16 protein-coding genes, 1 pseudogene and 1 other annotated feature are annotated in these 16,799 nt (G+C 32.4%); of the genes and pseudogenes, 5 read left to right on the top strand and 12 right to left on the bottom strand.

What is annotated here, in order from left to right; genetic code table 11:
• Window positions 1-5 precede the first annotated feature (5 nt).
• Window positions 6-1,247 (bottom strand): esterase/lipase family protein, encoded by a 1,242-nt coding sequence (locus DN394_RS06045; protein ID WP_097917083.1) that lies wholly within the window; start codon window positions 1,245-1,247, stop codon window positions 6-8.
• Between the two features lie 267 nt (window positions 1,248-1,514).
• On the opposite strand from DN394_RS06045, the gene DN394_RS06040 reads away from it, so the two are divergent.
• Window positions 1,515-1,856: a DUF3914 domain-containing protein gene (locus DN394_RS06040; protein WP_097994364.1), complete on the top strand. Its 342-nt coding sequence runs from the start codon at window positions 1,515-1,517 to the stop codon at window positions 1,854-1,856.
• Between the two features lie 75 nt (window positions 1,857-1,931).
• Here DN394_RS06040 and DN394_RS06035 read toward each other — a convergent pair whose 3' ends face one another.
• The 6 genes and pseudogenes from DN394_RS06035 to DN394_RS06010 form a co-directional block, all read right to left on the bottom strand.
• A complete protein-coding gene (locus tag DN394_RS06035) occupies window positions 1,932-2,603 on the bottom strand; it encodes a lipoprotein BA_5634 family protein (protein ID WP_141475106.1) in 672 nt (223 codons plus the stop codon).
• A gap of 68 nt (window positions 2,604-2,671) precedes the next feature.
• A complete protein-coding gene (locus DN394_RS06030) occupies window positions 2,672-4,606 on the bottom strand; it encodes an ABC transporter permease (RefSeq protein WP_097994363.1) in 1,935 nt (644 codons plus the stop codon).
• Window positions 4,581-5,351, bottom strand: coding sequence for an ABC transporter ATP-binding protein (locus DN394_RS06025; protein WP_097994362.1), 771 nt, complete (start codon window positions 5,349-5,351; stop codon window positions 4,581-4,583). Before DN394_RS06025 ends, DN394_RS06030 begins: the two co-directional genes overlap by 26 nt.
• A gap of 256 nt (window positions 5,352-5,607) precedes the next feature.
• On the bottom strand, window positions 5,608-6,192 hold the full coding sequence (locus tag DN394_RS06020) for a GNAT family N-acetyltransferase (protein WP_097994361.1): 585 nt from the start codon (window positions 6,190-6,192) through the stop codon (window positions 5,608-5,610).
• Between the two features lie 20 nt (window positions 6,193-6,212).
• Window positions 6,213-7,841 carry a ribosomal protection-like ABC-F family protein gene (gene abc-f, locus DN394_RS06015; protein ID WP_097994360.1) on the bottom strand — a complete coding sequence of 543 codons (1,629 nt, stop codon included), beginning with the start codon at window positions 7,839-7,841 and terminating at the stop codon, window positions 6,213-6,215.
• Window positions 7,842-8,329: 488 nt separating this feature from the next.
• Window positions 8,330-8,494: pseudogene (locus DN394_RS06010) on the bottom strand (LysR family transcriptional regulator); the annotation flags it as partial.
• Window positions 8,495-8,686: 192 nt separating this feature from the next.
• Here DN394_RS06010 and DN394_RS06005 point away from each other — a divergent pair.
• A complete protein-coding gene (locus DN394_RS06005) occupies window positions 8,687-9,313 on the top strand; it encodes a DUF6518 family protein (RefSeq protein WP_097917095.1) in 627 nt (208 codons plus the stop codon).
• A gap of 237 nt (window positions 9,314-9,550) precedes the next feature.
• Here the strand turns inward: DN394_RS06005 and DN394_RS06000 are convergent, their stop codons facing one another.
• The 3 genes from DN394_RS06000 to DN394_RS05990 form a co-directional block, all read right to left on the bottom strand.
• Window positions 9,551-10,534: a sensor histidine kinase gene (locus DN394_RS06000; protein ID WP_141475104.1), complete on the bottom strand. Its 984-nt coding sequence runs from the start codon at window positions 10,532-10,534 to the stop codon at window positions 9,551-9,553.
• Window positions 10,531-11,238: a response regulator transcription factor gene (locus DN394_RS05995; protein ID WP_046955980.1), complete on the bottom strand. Its 708-nt coding sequence runs from the start codon at window positions 11,236-11,238 to the stop codon at window positions 10,531-10,533. Before DN394_RS05995 ends, DN394_RS06000 begins: the two co-directional genes overlap by 4 nt.
• A 126-nt stretch (window positions 11,239-11,364) precedes the next feature.
• Window positions 11,365-12,279 (bottom strand): acetamidase/formamidase family protein, encoded by a 915-nt coding sequence (locus DN394_RS05990; protein WP_046955979.1) that lies wholly within the window; start codon window positions 12,277-12,279, stop codon window positions 11,365-11,367.
• A 157-nt stretch (window positions 12,280-12,436) separates the two neighbouring features.
• Here DN394_RS05990 and DN394_RS05985 point away from each other — a divergent pair, with 157 nt between their 5' ends.
• Window positions 12,437-12,865 (top strand): cell wall hydrolase, encoded by a 429-nt coding sequence (locus tag DN394_RS05985; RefSeq protein ID WP_001128408.1) that lies wholly within the window; start codon window positions 12,437-12,439, stop codon window positions 12,863-12,865.
• 55 nt (window positions 12,866-12,920) lie between these two features.
• Here the strand turns inward: DN394_RS05985 and lysS are convergent, their stop codons facing one another.
• Both lysS and DN394_RS05975 read right to left on the bottom strand, forming a co-directional pair.
• Window positions 12,921-14,474 carry a lysine--tRNA ligase gene (gene lysS / locus DN394_RS05980; protein WP_097994358.1) on the bottom strand — a complete coding sequence of 518 codons (1,554 nt, stop codon included), beginning with the start codon at window positions 14,472-14,474 and terminating at the stop codon, window positions 12,921-12,923.
• 74 nt (window positions 14,475-14,548) lie between these two features.
• Window positions 14,549-14,805: a binding site (T-box leader), on the bottom strand.
• A gap of 66 nt (window positions 14,806-14,871) precedes the next feature.
• A complete protein-coding gene (locus DN394_RS05975; RefSeq protein ID WP_000551044.1) occupies window positions 14,872-15,042 on the bottom strand; it encodes a DUF2197 domain-containing protein in 171 nt (56 codons plus the stop codon).
• 142 nt (window positions 15,043-15,184) lie between these two features.
• Here DN394_RS05975 and DN394_RS05970 point away from each other — a divergent pair, with 142 nt between their 5' ends.
• On the top strand, window positions 15,185-16,087 hold the full coding sequence (locus DN394_RS05970) for an SMP-30/gluconolactonase/LRE family protein (protein ID WP_141475102.1): 903 nt from the start codon (window positions 15,185-15,187) through the stop codon (window positions 16,085-16,087).
• Window positions 16,084-16,785 carry a class I SAM-dependent methyltransferase gene (locus tag DN394_RS05965; protein ID WP_097917105.1) on the top strand — a complete coding sequence of 234 codons (702 nt, stop codon included), beginning with the start codon at window positions 16,084-16,086 and terminating at the stop codon, window positions 16,783-16,785. Before DN394_RS05970 ends, DN394_RS05965 begins: the two co-directional genes overlap by 4 nt.
• Window positions 16,786-16,799: the final 14 nt, after the last annotated feature.

Here is a 16,799-nt window from a genome sequence, read left to right as displayed (position 1 = left end):
ATTACCTATTTTGGTAAATGTGCTAGCTTTTCAGCAATTGTTCTATAAAACTCTTGAATGCTAGAAAAACCTAACGTATCTGAAACACTTAATCCTACCATGTCGAGATGGTCCCAATTTGCTTTTGTTTCAATATGATTCCATTTTCCAATCTGTAAAGACTCCTTACTATTTAGTGTAGCATTAGCAGATGGTGCAATCATAGAACTTGTATTTACTACACCGTCATTTTGCCACCAAGAAGTATCAATTAATGGCCGGTTTTCTTCATATCTTGCGTAAGAACCTAAGAAAAATGCATTACCCATTAACACTTTATTCATCGTTATATGAGGCAAATGTAAACCGGTTATAGGTGCAGCTTGCGATGCCTGTCCACTATAGGATAAGTAATATACATTCGATTGCGTCTTTACCCAATTATTTAACTCATTTGCACCATCAGTACTTAAATCCCATTGACTAATGTCTTTTGTATTTTTCCAAATTGAACTATTTAAAATACGATCAGTATATTGGAAAGGGGACTCTCCAGCATTCTTTTTTAACCCCCATTGATCCAATTTAAAATCGTATAATGATAAATTATTGTTTCCTCCTAAACTTGCAGCTGTAATGAGTAAATCTTTAACGAACGGCAGTAGAAGACTACCATCCGCAAGTGTTGTGCCATTGTGAGGAGTTGCTAATGTTGTAACACTATGAACATATGATTTCTCTCCCTCAAATAGTGGTGATATATTTGTGTTCGGATGATTTTTCACATAATTTTTTTCTTCAAAACTGCCTTCTTTTAATAGCTGTACTAATGTTCTAATCGTTTGTCCACCCATGCTATGCCCAACTAAATGAACTTTATTTATTTCACTCCAATTTGGCACAAAACCACTATAAGTTCTACCAAAACGATTATGTCCATGTTTCTCAGCATGTGCGCCACCGTAGTCTACTGTACCTCCATTAATTTGCGCATATAATTCACATGCACGATCCCAGTTACTAGAAACAGGTCCAACAGCTGCGGTATGTACCGTATAACCTTTGCGTTTCAAATCTTCTTGTATATCATGAACACCACCCCAATATTTAACCCCTAACATTTCCTCTCTACCCCACCCAGCAAATCCATTCACTAGTATGATAGGATAATTATTTTGTTGTTTCTCTTCAGCGTAAGTTATTTTTGCTGCGAATAAAAACACAGTCCCTATTGCGAATAAACATATTTTTAAAAATAATTTCCCCATGCTTCCTCCCCCTAATAAAACGTTTACATTTCCCTATTAAAAATGAGTTCTTAACTTAAACATAATGTAAAGTATTTTATATACATTGTATATAGAGAAAACATACACAAATGTTGATAAATATTAATTCAAGTGAGGAATTACTTTTTACAATATAACTTGTAAATCCGATTATTTGAATTTATAATTAGATTTAGTTTCCTCATGTTAAATAGCTTTAATAATTATAAGAAAACTAATTTTATTACTTAAGGAGGAGGAAAAGGCATGCAAATCGGATTAAATATTCATACGTTATCTCAACCTACTAAAATAACTCCATCTAATCTTGAGCATAATACTATCACTTCTACTAAACTTGAAGATAAAAAATCAAATGATCCCATCAAATTTGATATTCGTTCATCTGAAAAAGAAATGAAACAACCTGAGCATAAATTTAACGAATTAGATTTATGGAAGATGTTAAAAGATAAAAGTGTTCCTTTATGGATCATACTTGAAATGCTACAAAGGTCTCGTAAGGAAAAAGAATCTCAAAATAATTCAGTTCAAAATTCAAATGCGATTGAAGAACCGAGCGAGACCCGATTAAATGAAGTAATGTAAACTATGTTATCTAAATGGTCTAAAATTAAAAAGAGTTCAAGGCTGATAAAATCCCTATCAACCTTGAACTCTTTTTTATGATTTTTCTCCAATCGTGACAAATTGAACTGATACTTCTTCCTCAAAATCTTTAATTAACTTTCTTACTTTTACATATTCATTAGTCAATATATTATCTGTCGACATTTTAGGTTTTTCGTCACCTAAAGATTTTTTCAGATGAAGAAGTTGCATTTTTGTTTCATTTGCCTGTATTTCTTTATATACACTATTGCTCGCCACAATTACATACCATATTGTTCCATAATTTCGATTATTACCAAGCCAAGCATCACTATCATATGTAACTGGTATCACTTTTCCTTCTATTTCAATACTTTTTATATTCTTTTCTTCTTCATTTATAAATAATAGTGAACTTTCTTTTGGAAAATTCGGTAACGTATCTAAAGGTTTAGAATGAGATGAATGATCTCTTTTACGAAAAATTTTTGCTTTAATCATCGCTTTTGCAGTAGATTCATTTAATATCAAAACCCTTTTTTGGTCAAATCTACCTGTTTTCACCGAAAAAACTTCATGTTCTTTCGTATTTTCCTTATAACGATTCATAATTGTTGAAGTATGATTCTCATCTCCAATGATTAATACTCCGTTAGCTGGAAATCTGTTTTCATTTTTAGAGCATGCACTTAAACTTATTAAAATTAATATACTTAATATGAAAATAGAGAGTGTTTTTTTCATCACATTTCCTTTCATAACTCAAATTGTTTTTTTACATGCTTTTCTGCAATCTTACTTGCTGATATTCTCTACTGTTCCATAGTTTTATAAAGCTTTTGTAAGTAACGCCAACGAGTGATAAAGAAATATAAAACTTGTATACATATAAATGAAATTAAAATTATGATAGAGCTATTCATAATAGAAAAATCGACTAATTGTTGTAATGCCATATAAGCGACCACAGTATGAATCACTGCAACGATAATCGGTAAGAAGAACATTAATACTAATTGTCTTGTTACAACTTTTTTCAACTCTCGTTTACTTAATCCCATTTTCGAAATCATCTTATATTGCTGCTGATCGCGGTCCAAATCAGTATATAACCGGAAATATATAAAACTAGCGGCGAAAGTAAAGAAAACGATTCCAACTAAAACACTTGCCATAAGTAATAACCCATTCGTTTGTTTTGCACTTAACAACTCTATAGTTAGTGCTCTAAATTCAAAATGTATGTCTCTAGGATCTTGATCGAATATGTCACTTAATTGGTTTGAAATCTCTTTTGTTTTTATCCAATCATCTACAACAAATCCATAAGTTCGATATTGAATAATATTTTCAAAATCTAGATTACTATTAAGCGGAATTTCATCATACACATGATCTTGAATCGCAATATTAATCCCTTCCGTATCGTGTGGCAAAACTAAATTATCTACAGTTTTTTTCACATGAAATGTCTTTGTCCAATCGCCTTGAATGACTTCAATATTCTTTTTATAATCACCATTTTTAAACTCTTGTTTTTGTGATACGACTCCAGGGATTAATAACATTTCATCTTCTTTTTCAATCGTTTCTTGTTGGTACCCGAGTGCTCTCGCAAGTTCGTTATATTCACTTAACTTCATTACATTTACATTACTTTCTGTATAAATATCTGAAGTGGAAGCCATTCGATATGGAATATTAGAATCAGCAAGATGTTTTTTTATAATCGAGAGATGTTTATCCGTTATGTTATTTTTATCAGGAGCTGTATACAGAAATGTATACGGGTTTGTCATCCTTACCAAATCTTTATTTCCAAGAGCTGCTGTCGTGCCAATTGCTGTAAAAGCAACTGCTGAAATAATAGATACTATAAAAAACATTGTTGCATTATCTTTCATACGGTATATTAATTCTGAAAATGTTAATATATTGGTTCTCTTTAAAAAGAAAGATTCACTCCTTTTCACAAGATGCAATATATAAACGCTACACTGTGTATATAAAAAGTACGTTCCTATAATTACTAGGAGCACACCCATTCCGAGCGTAATAAAACTATAACTTGGGATAAAGCGGAATACTAAAATATAGCCATATCCTATATTAAATAAAGAAAAAATTGATAATAAAATTGACGATTTCGGTTCAGGCTTTGGCTTTTCCCCTGCTTGAATAAGTTCCACAAGTTCTGTTACTTTTATCATTTTAAAAGTAACTAGCGAAACAATTAAAAATAAGAAAAGAAACGTGATAACTGTTAATAATACAGCCTGGACTGGTATATAAAAAGGTAAACCGTTACTAATCATTAATACACTGGCGCTTATTAATAAAACTAGTTTAGAAAATACGAGGCCGATAAGAATCCCAATACAAATTGAACCAAGTCCAATTAACATATTTTCAATTAACAATAATTTTTTAAGCTGTCTCATTGACATACCTTGCATCATTAAAATGCCAAATTCTTTCTTACGCGTTTTTAAAAACGAACTCACTGAATATAAAATAAAGAAAAATGAAAATACAAAAATCAAACCTTGTGAAACTTTAAATCCCAATGTACCAAATGCACTTATTGTTGCACTCGTCGACTGTAACTCCCCCTGTAAATCAGGATGGAATAATAAAAGAGCGTACGTAAAGAAAATCATAATTGAAAATGCACTGCTTAAAAAGTGAGCTGCATATATACGCTTATTGCGAAAAATATTATTAAATGCGAACTGACGAAAAGTCATGCCTTTTCCCTCCTAACAAAGAAAGGACATCCATAATCTTTTGATAAAATGCTTGCCTGCTTTCACCACAATAAATTTCGTTATATAATTGACCATCTTTTATAAATATAACTCTGCTGCAAAAACTCGCTGCATACGGATCATGAGTCACTAACATCATCGTAGCTTTTTCTTCCTTATTTAGAGTATCTAACATCTCCATTACATCATTTGAAGATTTAGAATCTAAATTCCCTGTTGGTTCATCTGCAAGTAATAATTGCGGCTTATGAACAATTGCACGAGCAATTGCTGTTCTTTGAGCTTGGCCTCCTGATATTTCAAACGTTCTTTTATTCAATATATCTGTAATATTTAATTTCTCTGCAATTTCTTGTACGCGTTTGTTCATTTCTTGCACAGAAACGCCATCTAATGTCATCGGCAATACGATATTTTCCTTCACTGTAAGCGTGCTAAGTAAATTAAATGATTGAAAAACAAATCCTAATTGTTTCCTACGGAATAAAGCTAAATCTTCTGATGATAATTGAAAAGGATTTGTACCGTTTATTAATATTTCTCCTGAGGACGGAGAATCGATAGTAGATACCATATTTAATAACGTTGTTTTCCCGCTACCTGATGGCCCCATGATCCCTATAAATTCACCTTCTTGAATTGATAAATCAATATCTACTAATGCTTTAAAAGGTATTTTCCCTTTATATACTTTACTAATATTTTTCGCATGTAAAATTTCCATTTCTATTCTCCCTTCATTTGCACTTCTCACAATAGAGTGTAAATGAATTGTCTTTTATCTCATATTGATTCATCTTTCATCTATCTTACACGCTTGTAAGATTTCTAAAAAAACTGATAATAAACTTTTTACAAATTAATATTAACGCATTATCTTATAATAATTGTATAGTGATAGAAAATACAATTGTATATCAAATCTTTATTATAAAAACGCGAAAAGACCGATTGCTTTATCGGTCTTTTCCTTCCCAAAGTTATATTTTTATCCACTCAGTTTTCCTCAATATATAATGATTATATAGTTGATTTTCTATCGTCTGTTGGCCCAAATAAGTAAATCCACATTTTTCAATTACTTTATTTGATGGTACATTTTTAATTAAAGCAATTGCGTTAAGAACATCCACATTTGTATTTTCAAACAAATAGCCGATCAAGCCTTTTGTAGCTTTCGTTGCGTAACCATTATTTTGATACTCACTTGAAATAGCATACATAATTTCTCTGTTCGGTGCAGGGAGTTCACCTTTCAAACCTGTGCAACACCATCCAATAAATTCATTTGTGGTTTTCTTAAATATTCCTAGTCTTAATATATGATCATCTATGTTAAGACTAGTTCTAACAGCATTAAGAAACGCTTTGTTTTCTGGTATTTCATCATTTGTAACCCAATTAACTCGTTGTTCTTTCGTTGATTTCCAGTCCGGTAAAAACTTTTCTATCTCCGGTTGATTGGCTATTTTATAAATACTCTCTGCATCTTTAACCGTAAACTCTTGCAAGTATATATCTCCACAATCTATTTTAAATAACCTAGTGAAACTCTCTTCTCCCATGTTAATCCCCCATACTCACATTAAAGAGCTTTAATCTGCTTCGTAAGTTCCATAAACCGTTCATCCAGTGCTTTATATTCTTTGTCTTTAGAAGTTAAAAAGCTTAATTTCCCTAATACTTCTTGTCTCTCCGTTTCTAACGTTAAACGTAGTTCTTCAATTTCATCTCTTGTTTTAATAGGTTCTTCTAGCTGCTTTTGTATCGTATTGTTTATAAACACGAGTTTTGTGTTAGTTGTTTTCTCCAGAAAATATCGATCGTGAGAAACGATAACGAGTGTTCCGTTATACTCAGCCAATGTATTTTCAAGTTGTTCACGTGAAGGCAGATCAAGATGATTCGTCGGCTCATCCAAAATGAGTACATCTTTTTCATCTAAAATATAAGACATTAACTTACACTTCACTCGTTCCCCCATACTCATATGTTCAATCGTCTCTTTCCATTGAGAGGCTTGGAACCCTAAATGTTTCATTAAATTTTGGACTTTTCCTCTTTCTTCAAACGTCTCTTTGAAAAATAAATCTTCTGGTGTTTTGTCCAGTGGTAAATCAAATACTTCTTGCGTTAAATAACCGATGTTTGCTGATGGTGAAATCCATACTTCTCCTTCAGCAGGTTCCGCTCCCATAATCATCTTCAGTAATGTTGTTTTCCCGCTACCATTTGGTCCAACAATCGCAACCTTCTCACCATGTTGAATTGTAAAATTAACGTTTTCAAATAATGTTATTCCATGAAATTCTTTTTTTAATTGCTTTACTTCTAAAAATCGTTTTCCTACTTTTTTACTCGCTTGAATAGAGAATTCAACTGAATATTCCTCTTTCACACGTTCTACCTTCGTTTTCTCTAGCTCTTTTTCAAGACGTTTTCGTTTTGACTTTACTTGTGCATCCATGCGCTTCGCTTTTACACGATAAAATTCTTTAACTCCTTCTTGTTTTGTAGACTGCGCATGTGCCTTTTGTGACCATGAACTTAATTCTTTTATATGAGTTTCTACTTGTTCTATCTTTTTTTGTTGTTTTTCATATTCACGTTGCTGCGTCATTCTTTTATGCTCACGTGCTTTCATATAACTCGTATAATTACCGTTATGGTCAATTAATTTCTTATCCTCAATCGACCATATTCTAGTTGCGACAACATCTAAAAAGTATCGATCATGCGATACGACGATAACTGTACCTTTCATATTTTTAATTTGCTTAATGAGAAATTCCGTACTCATCTCATCTAAATGATTTGTCGGTTCGTCTAATATTAAGACATTAGGATTTTCGGCAAATCCTTTTGCTAACCGAACTTTCAGCTTTTCACCACCACTTAACATATGAAAATCGTTCGTTGGCACGCCCCATTTCGCAAGAAGTTCTGCTTCTTTTGCAATCACATCGTTACTAACAAAAGATTCTATTTCTTGTTCTACATATGCGGTTGTCATATTCATTTGCTGCCATTCAACAATGCCTTTTGATGGCTCAATTTTACCATTTATTAATTGAAGTAACGTTGATTTACCAGCACCATTTTTACCGATTAATCCGATAACATCCCCTTGTTTTACTGTCACATTCATTTTCTCTAACAAAGTATTTTCCTTTATATCAACATAAACATCATTTAATTTTAAAATTTCTTTCATAATACCGATCCCTTTCGTTAAGGGAGAATAAAAAAATCCTCCCAAATAAATTTGGCAGGATTAGTCATTACATTATTTATACCCAAATAAGCTATTGCGCAACATAAATAGCAATACCGTTGTATGGAAATTGGGCAGACTAATCCTATTTTTTAGAAATTGAAATTTATTTCATTTCAACATTTAAAAATAAGATTAGTTAATCATCGTCCACCCATCATTCCTTTCCGTCGTTAGTAACCATATTGTACCATACTAGTACTGTATGAGTAAATGCACTTATATGTACTGTAATAAAGATTGCTTTCTTCTAGGTCTAATTATCATTTCTTAACTACATATAGAACAAACACAAATTACGTTTGTTTATACTACTTACCTTAGATTTCCCTAGTAATAAACTTTTAAACACTCCCTCTTATATAATTATTATATAAATTTAAGAGTAATTATATATTATACATACTACATTTCAATTCTTATACTAAAATTATCCTTTTTGTCCTGTGAAGAAGTTGAACACCTAATTCTTCTTCCAACTTTCGAATTTCATGACTTAAAGGCGGTTGTGCCATCATAAGCCGTTCTGCCGCAAGACTAAAGTTTAATTCTTCTGCCACTGTTATGAAATATTTCATTTTACGAATATCCATTACAATCCCCCCCTATCATTCGTTTCAACCGTAACACAAATCAGATGGAACCTTCTTGCCGAAAAGGATAAAAAGAAAATGTTATTCGTTATCCAATAACCACTTATTGTTTTTCGATAAATTTTTATTGATTACTCTCCTGTAATAAGCTATTATATGTTTGTAGAAAATATTAATGTAAGGATTGAATTTATGGACAGGACATTAAAAATCACAAAGTTAAATATGTTTTTAAGGATTTTTCTCATCCCGATTATAGTAGGGATAATTGTTGGTATACTAACTAAATTAGGGCAAGGTATACTTCCAGGACATTGGAATTCATTAGCTAATCTAGGAAGCGTTTGGTTAGTTCCATCCTTTTTTGTGGCTAGCTTTAGTTATTCTAAGCGTACAGCTATACTTTCTGGTATCCTTGCACTACTCGGTATGGTATTAGGCTATTATGGTTATGCAATAGTTATTAAAAATGTAGCTCACTCTATTTATTTTATATCTGTATGGATTGTATGTGCATTTATAGGAGGGACTATCTTTGGAATTGCAGGTTTTCTATGGAAAGATACTACAAATCCACTTCATAAATTCGGAAGCGCGCTTATTAGTGGAGTTTTTGTAACGGATGGACTTCACATTCTTTTAAATTTTGAAGACTATAGTCACATGTTACCTGTTGGATATACCGAAGTGATAGTCGGCATTATCTTGATTCTTGTATTAGAACGCTCTAATGCTAATCGAATTTCTTCTTTCTTAATGATGGTTCCTATCACTATTTTAGGATTAATTGGATATAAATTATTAAGTTTGTTTACTTAATTAAAATTCATAAAGCTAGCTCTTTCAAAGGGCGAGCTTTTTTCTTACAAAAAACTATTTATATATTAATAAATTATTAAACCCCTCTCATTTAACAGCCTTATTTATTATTGTGTCATTACACATACTTACACGACCTTTTATTAGAATCATACCAGTCTTTTATATCATTTCATTTAATCGATATAAAGTAAGGCTAAAAAACTTATTTCAAAAGTTCTTTAGCCTAAATCATTTTTACACATTGAAAAATTTAATTCGTACAACGGTACCTTTACCAACTTCTGAATGAATTTCTACACTATGTCCTAATTGTTTCGTAATTTCATATACAAGATATAGCCCCATTCCAGTTGATTCTTTAAAATCTCTACCATTTTCTCCTGTAAAGAAAGGTTTAAATACTCTTGGTAAATCTTGCTTCGGTATCCCTACGCCATTATCGGTAATTTCAAGTATAACGTTATTACCTTCCTTAAAAGCTTCCACTTTAATCTTTTCTCGACTACCAGATGAATATTTGATCGCGTTCGATAGTATTTGTCCAATTAAAAATTGTAACCATTTCGCATCACTTTCTACAGTAATATCCTTCTCAATTTTAAGCTCTGGATATACAAAATTCCGGATAAAAAAGCGTTTATGTTCATGTACGGAATCATTCACTATTTTATGTAGTTGTACTCTTTCTACATAAAAATCTTGCGTAAATGCCTCTAAACGTGCGACATACAGAGCCATCTCTAGCCCCTTTTTCAGCCTATCTGTTTCCTCATTTATACTTTCAAACCGTGGATCGACTTCATCTTGTGTAATTAATTCTATTACAGATAAAGGTGTTTTCATTTGATGTATCCATTGATTCATAAAAGTTAAATGATCATTATTTTTTCTCTCTTGTATTTGGAGCTGATTTTGATAATGGCGATATTGTACCTCAAGTAAGTCTTGAAGCGCAGTAGATAAAACTGCAAAATCTGATTTTTGAACAGAATCATCCAAAGAGTACAACGGATTTGCTAATCGTTCATAGAACGTACGATGAGTAAAGTAACGAAATACTAAATAGCCTACCATAAAAAAGACACCTAAAAACATTGCATATAATGCCGTGGCAATATGCTTATGCCCATCAAACCAATATACAAGAAATATGGCTAGTAATTGGATTGCTGTAAAACAAATAAGTGGTATATGATCACGAATAAATAATCTTATCATTTCTCCATACCAGTATCCCAAGTAATATGTAATCTATAACCGACACTACGAATCGTTTCAATCGCATCTTCAATCTGTAACGTTTTTAACTTTTTTCGCACACGTGTCGTATTTACACTTAATGTATTATCATCAACGTAGGATTCGCTATCCCATAATTTATTTAACAACACTTCTCTACCCACAACACGCGGATAATTTTTCATTAACATCTCTAATAAAATAGCTTCATTTCTCGTTATATCAATCTCTTGATTCTTAAGCTTCAATACTAGCCTTTCGGGATATAAACAAAGACCTTGTTGCTCAACCATCCGTTCTTCTACTTTCGGTGCATAATCTCCGTAAGCACGTCTTAAATGACTACGAATTTTCGCCATTACAACTTCGTAATGGAATGGCTTTGAAATAAAATCATCGCCACCGTTTTCAAGCGCCATAACTTGATCCATTGTGCCTTCACGAGCCGAAATAAATAATATCGGACATGTAGAAACTCCACGAATTTGACGACACCAATAGTACCCATCAAAACTTGGTAAATTAATATCTAATAAAACTAACTCTGGTTGTTCTTCTAAAAAAATGTTTAATACATTTTGAAAGTCCGATACAATAATTCCTTCATACCCGTATTTCGCAACATGTGTTGATAATAGTTCTGCAATTTTCATATCGTCTTCTACAATCATAATTTTAACCATCATTTTACTCCTTTTTCGATCCACAATCTTATATTCAATTATATAAAATAAATACTACCTTTTTTTATATCATCCGTAAATCAAAAAAGGATACTTTTATACAACAGCATCCTTCTTCTATTATTCTTATTTAATATGAAATTTACTCAAATTAAAACCTAGCTTCTCCACATAGTCCATATCTAGTTCCAGTCGTGCTGTTTTAAGCGGGTCCACAACTTGGCATACTTTTAGATTACCTGCAGCTGATAATAAAAGTGTTGCATCCGCTTTAGACATTTCTAATTCTTCATGTAAAAATGTCACCATATTACGTACAGTGCGATTCGCTGCATCATCTAACAATTTTTCTGAAGCAATCGTCATAAGTTTTTCTTTTTGGATCGCCATTGGTAGTGGCCATTTCTTTCCTTTTATTATTTGAACTGTTACTGTTACCTCACCAGCAACCTCTACTCCACTAACACCAATTTCACCATCACCCATCGCTGCGTGTAAATCACCTAATGCTAATAGAGCACCAGAAACATTTACAGGTAATAATAATGTTGTCCCTTCTTTTATCTCCTTACAATCCATATTCCCGCCGTGATCATGCGGTGTGCCACATGAAATGCTCTCTTCTTTCGGCGCAGTACCAATTACACCAATCATTGGATTAATCGGGATTTGCAGTTCATTTGAAAATAAAACATGTTCATTATGTATCGGAACAATTTTCACTGTATTTTCATTTAGCTCTTCACCCATTACACCAAGATTTGCACCTGTAGTTAAAACGCCTTGCTCTGCAATTTTAATTTTTTCAATCGTTACGGCTAATATATCACCAGGTTCTGCACCAATGATATATACAGGTCCAGTCGCTGGATTAATTCGGTTCCAATCTAATTCTTGAAACGCAACATCTTCAGAATCAATTTGATTTTCAAAGCAATCATATGTTTCAAATACAAGACGACTCCCAATTTCTACTTCCATACATGGCTTATTATCTGGTGACATTGCGTATATAATATGTTCTTTATGAATGCGATACATTTTATCTCTCCCCTTTTATATTGGTCTACAATTACTAATTAGCTTTTTTCATACAAGCTCCTCTTCATATTTGATTATATTTGCACGTGAAAAAGCACCTAGCTTATTTTCATACATACACTCTTTACTATAACAGGTAAAGAAAGGTGGTAGCACTATGCCCCTTATTCCATATAACGAAAGTGATGTTGATTTACTAGCTCGTTTAATTCGTGCTGAAGCTGAAGGAGAAGGTCGACAAGGTGAACAACTTGTCGGTTGCGTAGTAGTAAATCGTGTATTTTGTGATTGCTTAGATTTTAAACAACTTCGATCTGTACGTGATGCAGTATATCAAAGCCCCGGGGGATTTGAAGCCGTACAATACGGATATTTTTATCAGCGTGCTCGTGATTCAGAAAAAGAAATTGCAAGAAAAGTTTTACAAGGTGAATGGCGCTGGCCAGCACGATGGGCTCTTTGGTATTTCCGCCCAGTTGGTGCTTGTCCACCTGAATGGTATAATCAGCCGTTTGTAGGACAGTTTAAAAGTCATTGTTTTTATGAACCACGTGGTGATGAATGTCCGAAAATGTATTCACGGTAGCAAAATATGAAACGCAAGTACTTAGATCTCTGAGTACTTGCGTTTCCTTTATTTTTTAGAAATCTAATAATGTGATGAATTTTTCAATGCCTACTACATGTATTAATAACGGTATACGTGGACCGCTAGACTGATTTAAAACGAGCCTATATATAATAATAAATAATTGTTTTTGATTTTCTTTCATTATTTTTTTATTTTCTTGATGACAAATCGAATACAATTGTTCCATTAAGTTAGAGTAATCTTTGTTAGAACAAAGTATGTTGCAAACTTCTACTAGCCATTCTTTCTGTCTTTCATCTAATGTGTTGTAAAACTCTGTATTTCTCTCTTGATTTACCGCAATTAATTTTTCAGATTGAAAGTTTCTTATCCAATACTCTGCACGGTTACATATCGCTATCATAGCATCTAATGCATAACTCCTATCTGTTTTTTCTAATATACCTTGTAAAATAGATGAATCAAAATTTAATAGCGGTAACGTTCCAGCAACTTGATTAAACTTTGGATACTCTTTAAACCCGCTATCAACTTTAGAGAGTTTAATTGCATCAAATAAATCTTCATTTTTGAGCGTTTTATTTTCATAACTATCTTTTAATCGTTCATACTCTGTATAATTGCGAATCACATCTTCATCAAGGCCGATATGAAAAGCTGCGTTTGGTCTATATTTAGCAAACATAAAAAGAATCACTTCGGGCAAATACACTTTTAATAGCTCGCTAGGTGTAATACTATTCCCTGAAGAACTAGACATTTTTTCATGATTCCCTTTAATGCCAATGAAATCATAAGAAACATAATGAGGAGCTTCACGATTGAATATTTCCATCGCAATTTTCTTTGATACATTATAACTACCCGTTTCTGATGAATGATCTCTTCCACCCGGTTCAAAAATAACATCCTCTATCATCCACCTCATCGGCCAATCGATTTTCCAATTCAATTTCATTATATTTGTATCTAAGACCGATAATTCATTTTGCTTTCCACATTCACATTCATACCGTACTGTTTTTAACACTTCATCAAAATGTGTAATCGTTGTTGCATCTTTCCCGCATTTCTCACAATATAACGTAACCGGATAAAAGCTCTCTCGCTCTTCTTTACTACACTCTCCAGTTTTAAAACTCATTAAAATATCATATATTTCTTTTCTTTTATACAAAGCCTCTAATATATTTTCATTATACCTTCCGCTACTATACTCAGCATGTTGATATATGAATTCCACTTCAATCCCAAATACTTGAAGAGATTCCTCAAACTCTTGTTCAAAATGCTCTGTATACGAATTATGACAGCCATATGGATCTGGCATATCACAGTATGGCATACCAATATATTTTGCAAAAGATGGATCAATATTTTTAGGGACTTTTCTAAACCTATCATAATCATCCCATGAAAATATAAAACGAGTCTTTTTCCCTAAATCTTGAAGTGCTCTTACAACGAAATAAGTCGTTATTATTTCGCGAAAGTTCCCGATATGAACAGAACCAGATGGACTTATTCCAGATGCGCAAACAAAAGTTTCTTTATTTGGATGTTTTCTTATTAATTCATGTGCTACTTCATACGCCCAATGCATATGTTATTCACCTCAATTATTATTTATTTTCATATTTATGCAATAAAAAAACTCCCACCCCCAAGATTATTCATCTTGAGGACGAGAGTTGTTAGCTTCGCGGTACCACCTCAGTTTGTTAATACGTCGCCATATTAACCTCTTCAGGTACGGCAAAATATGCTTATACCCTATCTCTATAACGGGAGAATCCGTCGCACCATCCCTAAACAAATTAGTTCCTTGCGCAGCTCCAAGTCTTTTTTCGTCAAGATGTATACCGCTCTTTCTCAGCAACCAGAGCTCTCTGTACGTATTCTTTCTTAACTACTCTTCTCTTCCATGCCATTTTAAATATTAGTTTTTTCATATGATAATTTATAACGCCTTTATTGTCAAACTTTTCCGAATAAAAATTCTATCTAAACAAATGCTTTATCGCTTCTAATTGAATTTTATGACTACATTCCTCGCAACAATATGTCCCTTTCGGTTTCTCTTTAAATCGCTTATATTTTTCACTACCTTCGTAAACACGAAATATATTTTTACAAGAAAAGCAAACAATTTCATAAAACATCATATGCATTTTCCTCTCCATGTTTATACATTTTTTTAATCACTTAAGAAAATCAGTTTTCTATAGTACAAATCTTAATATCCTCTGACTAAAAGGTTTACCTTCATTCTTATCGAATTATATAAATATCTTATAAAGCGAGGTGAAAATCTTGATCAGTAATATAGAATTAGTTTTAGATGCGAAAGCAAGTTTAGCTGAAGGACCATGTTGGAATGAAAAAAAGCAACTTTTATACTGGGTTGATATTGTGGAGAAACAATTGTACATATTTAGTCCTACTGCTAATACAAACCGAGTAATTGCTCTCAATCAACGAATTGGCTGTGTTGTTCCATATTTAGATGACGTACTACTCCTAGCTATGGAAAACGGCTTTTATTCTATTAATGTAAAAACAGAAAAACTAACACATATTTTTGACCCTGAACCACATTTATTTGAAAATCGTTTTAATGATGGAAAATGTGATCCAGCAGGACGTTTTTGGGCAGGTACTACAGATACATACGGTATAAATGCTGCTGGCTCCTTGTATTGTTTAAATAATAATTTAATGGTAGAGAAAAAAGTTTCACATGTAAATACATCAAATGGCATAGCTTGGTCACCTGACCATACATACCTTTACTATATTGATACACCTACTAAAAAAGTAGTTCGTTTTCATTATGATATATGCTCTGGAGTAATTCGTAATCCAAGTGATGTAATCATTTTCCCTGAAAATGAAGGTCTACCTGATGGTATGACAATTGACGAGGAAGGTTGTTTATGGATTGCTCATTGGGGAGGTTCAAAGATTACTAGATGGAACCCTTCAACTGGAGAACAAATATTAAGTATTCCAATTCCAGCGCTATATGTAACGTCTTGTACATTTGGAGGACCTAATTTAACAGACCTATATGTTACAACAGCCAGAACAAGAATGACGGATGACGAATTGAAAAAATATCCACATGCTGGTGGTATTTTTCGAATTCAAACAAATATAAACGGTTGTCCTACCCATTCATTTCGGAATAATAATATTGGAGCTGAAACTATATGAACCGTATCGATCACATAAGAAAGGAGGAAAAGAAATATCACGATCTTTGTTATGAACAATATAAACTATTTGAAACTGGCTCTTGGCTTTACAAACCGGTTAAAACAGTTATGGACTTAATGGAGTACTTTGAAGGACAAAATAACTTACAAGTACTTGATCTAGGCTCTGGCGTTGGAAGAAATAGCATTCCAATTGCTCAAATAATAAAAAATAATAACGGCACTGTTACTTGTGTGGACTTACTGGATTCCGCTTTAACAAAATTACAAATTTATAGTAAAGAACATGATGTTTTTGAAGTTATAAAAACAGAACAAGCAGCAATTGAAAACTACTACATCCAACCTGATATTTTTGATTATATCGTTGCAATATCAAGTTTAGAGCATGTTCAATCAGAAGAAGATTTAAAAAACGTGCTCCATTCTATGAAAAAAGGTACAAAGACTGGTGGTATCAATTGTTTAATTATTAACTCGAACATACAAGAAATTGACTTACATACGAAAGAAGAATTAGATGCTTTAATTGAAATTAACCTTCCTACTGAAGATATGCTACATCTATTAAAAAGCATTTATAAAGAATGGCAAGAAATAAAAGTTGAAATAAAAGAATTAGCTTATAATATAGTCCGAAACGAAAGACACATTCAATTAAAAACAAATGCTATTACATTTGTCGTTCAGAAATAACAACATAAAATATT

Origin of the sequence: Bacillus sp. BB081 (assembly GCF_008368895.1) — a bacterium.
Taxonomy (GTDB): Bacteria; Bacillota; Bacilli; order Bacillales; family Bacillaceae_G; genus Bacillus_A; species Bacillus_A wiedmannii.
This window is presented reverse-complemented; position numbering and strand designations above follow the sequence as displayed.

Excerpts from the sequence above, each read along its gene's own strand:
- DN394_RS06045 (WP_097917083.1), bottom strand. The coding sequence starts at position 1,247 with ATGGGGAAATTATTTTTAAAAATATGTTTATTCGCAATAGGGACTGTG.
- DN394_RS06040 (WP_097994364.1), top strand. The coding sequence starts at position 1,515 with ATGCAAATCGGATTAAATATTCATACGTTATCTCAACCTACTAAAATA.
- DN394_RS06035 (WP_141475106.1), bottom strand. The coding sequence starts at position 2,603 with ATGAAAAAAACACTCTCTATTTTCATATTAAGTATATTAATTTTAATA.
- DN394_RS06030 (WP_097994363.1), bottom strand. The coding sequence starts at position 4,606 with ATGACTTTTCGTCAGTTCGCATTTAATAATATTTTTCGCAATAAGCGT.
- DN394_RS06025 (WP_097994362.1), bottom strand. The coding sequence starts at position 5,351 with ATGGAAATTTTACATGCGAAAAATATTAGTAAAGTATATAAAGGGAAA.
- DN394_RS06020 (WP_097994361.1), bottom strand. The coding sequence starts at position 6,192 with ATGGGAGAAGAGAGTTTCACTAGGTTATTTAAAATAGATTGTGGAGAT.
- abc-f (WP_097994360.1), bottom strand. The coding sequence starts at position 7,841 with ATGAAAGAAATTTTAAAATTAAATGATGTTTATGTTGATATAAAGGAA.
- DN394_RS06005 (WP_097917095.1), top strand. The coding sequence starts at position 8,687 with ATGGACAGGACATTAAAAATCACAAAGTTAAATATGTTTTTAAGGATT.
- DN394_RS06000 (WP_141475104.1), bottom strand. The coding sequence starts at position 10,534 with ATGATAAGATTATTTATTCGTGATCATATACCACTTATTTGTTTTACA.
- DN394_RS05995 (WP_046955980.1), bottom strand. The coding sequence starts at position 11,238 with ATGGTTAAAATTATGATTGTAGAAGACGATATGAAAATTGCAGAACTA.
- DN394_RS05990 (WP_046955979.1), bottom strand. The coding sequence starts at position 12,279 with ATGTATCGCATTCATAAAGAACATATTATATACGCAATGTCACCAGAT.
- DN394_RS05985 (WP_001128408.1), top strand. The coding sequence starts at position 12,437 with ATGCCCCTTATTCCATATAACGAAAGTGATGTTGATTTACTAGCTCGT.
- lysS (WP_097994358.1), bottom strand. The coding sequence starts at position 14,474 with ATGCATTGGGCGTATGAAGTAGCACATGAATTAATAAGAAAACATCCA.
- DN394_RS05975 (WP_000551044.1), bottom strand. The coding sequence starts at position 15,042 with ATGCATATGATGTTTTATGAAATTGTTTGCTTTTCTTGTAAAAATATA.
- DN394_RS05965 (WP_097917105.1), top strand. The coding sequence starts at position 16,084 with ATGAACCGTATCGATCACATAAGAAAGGAGGAAAAGAAATATCACGAT.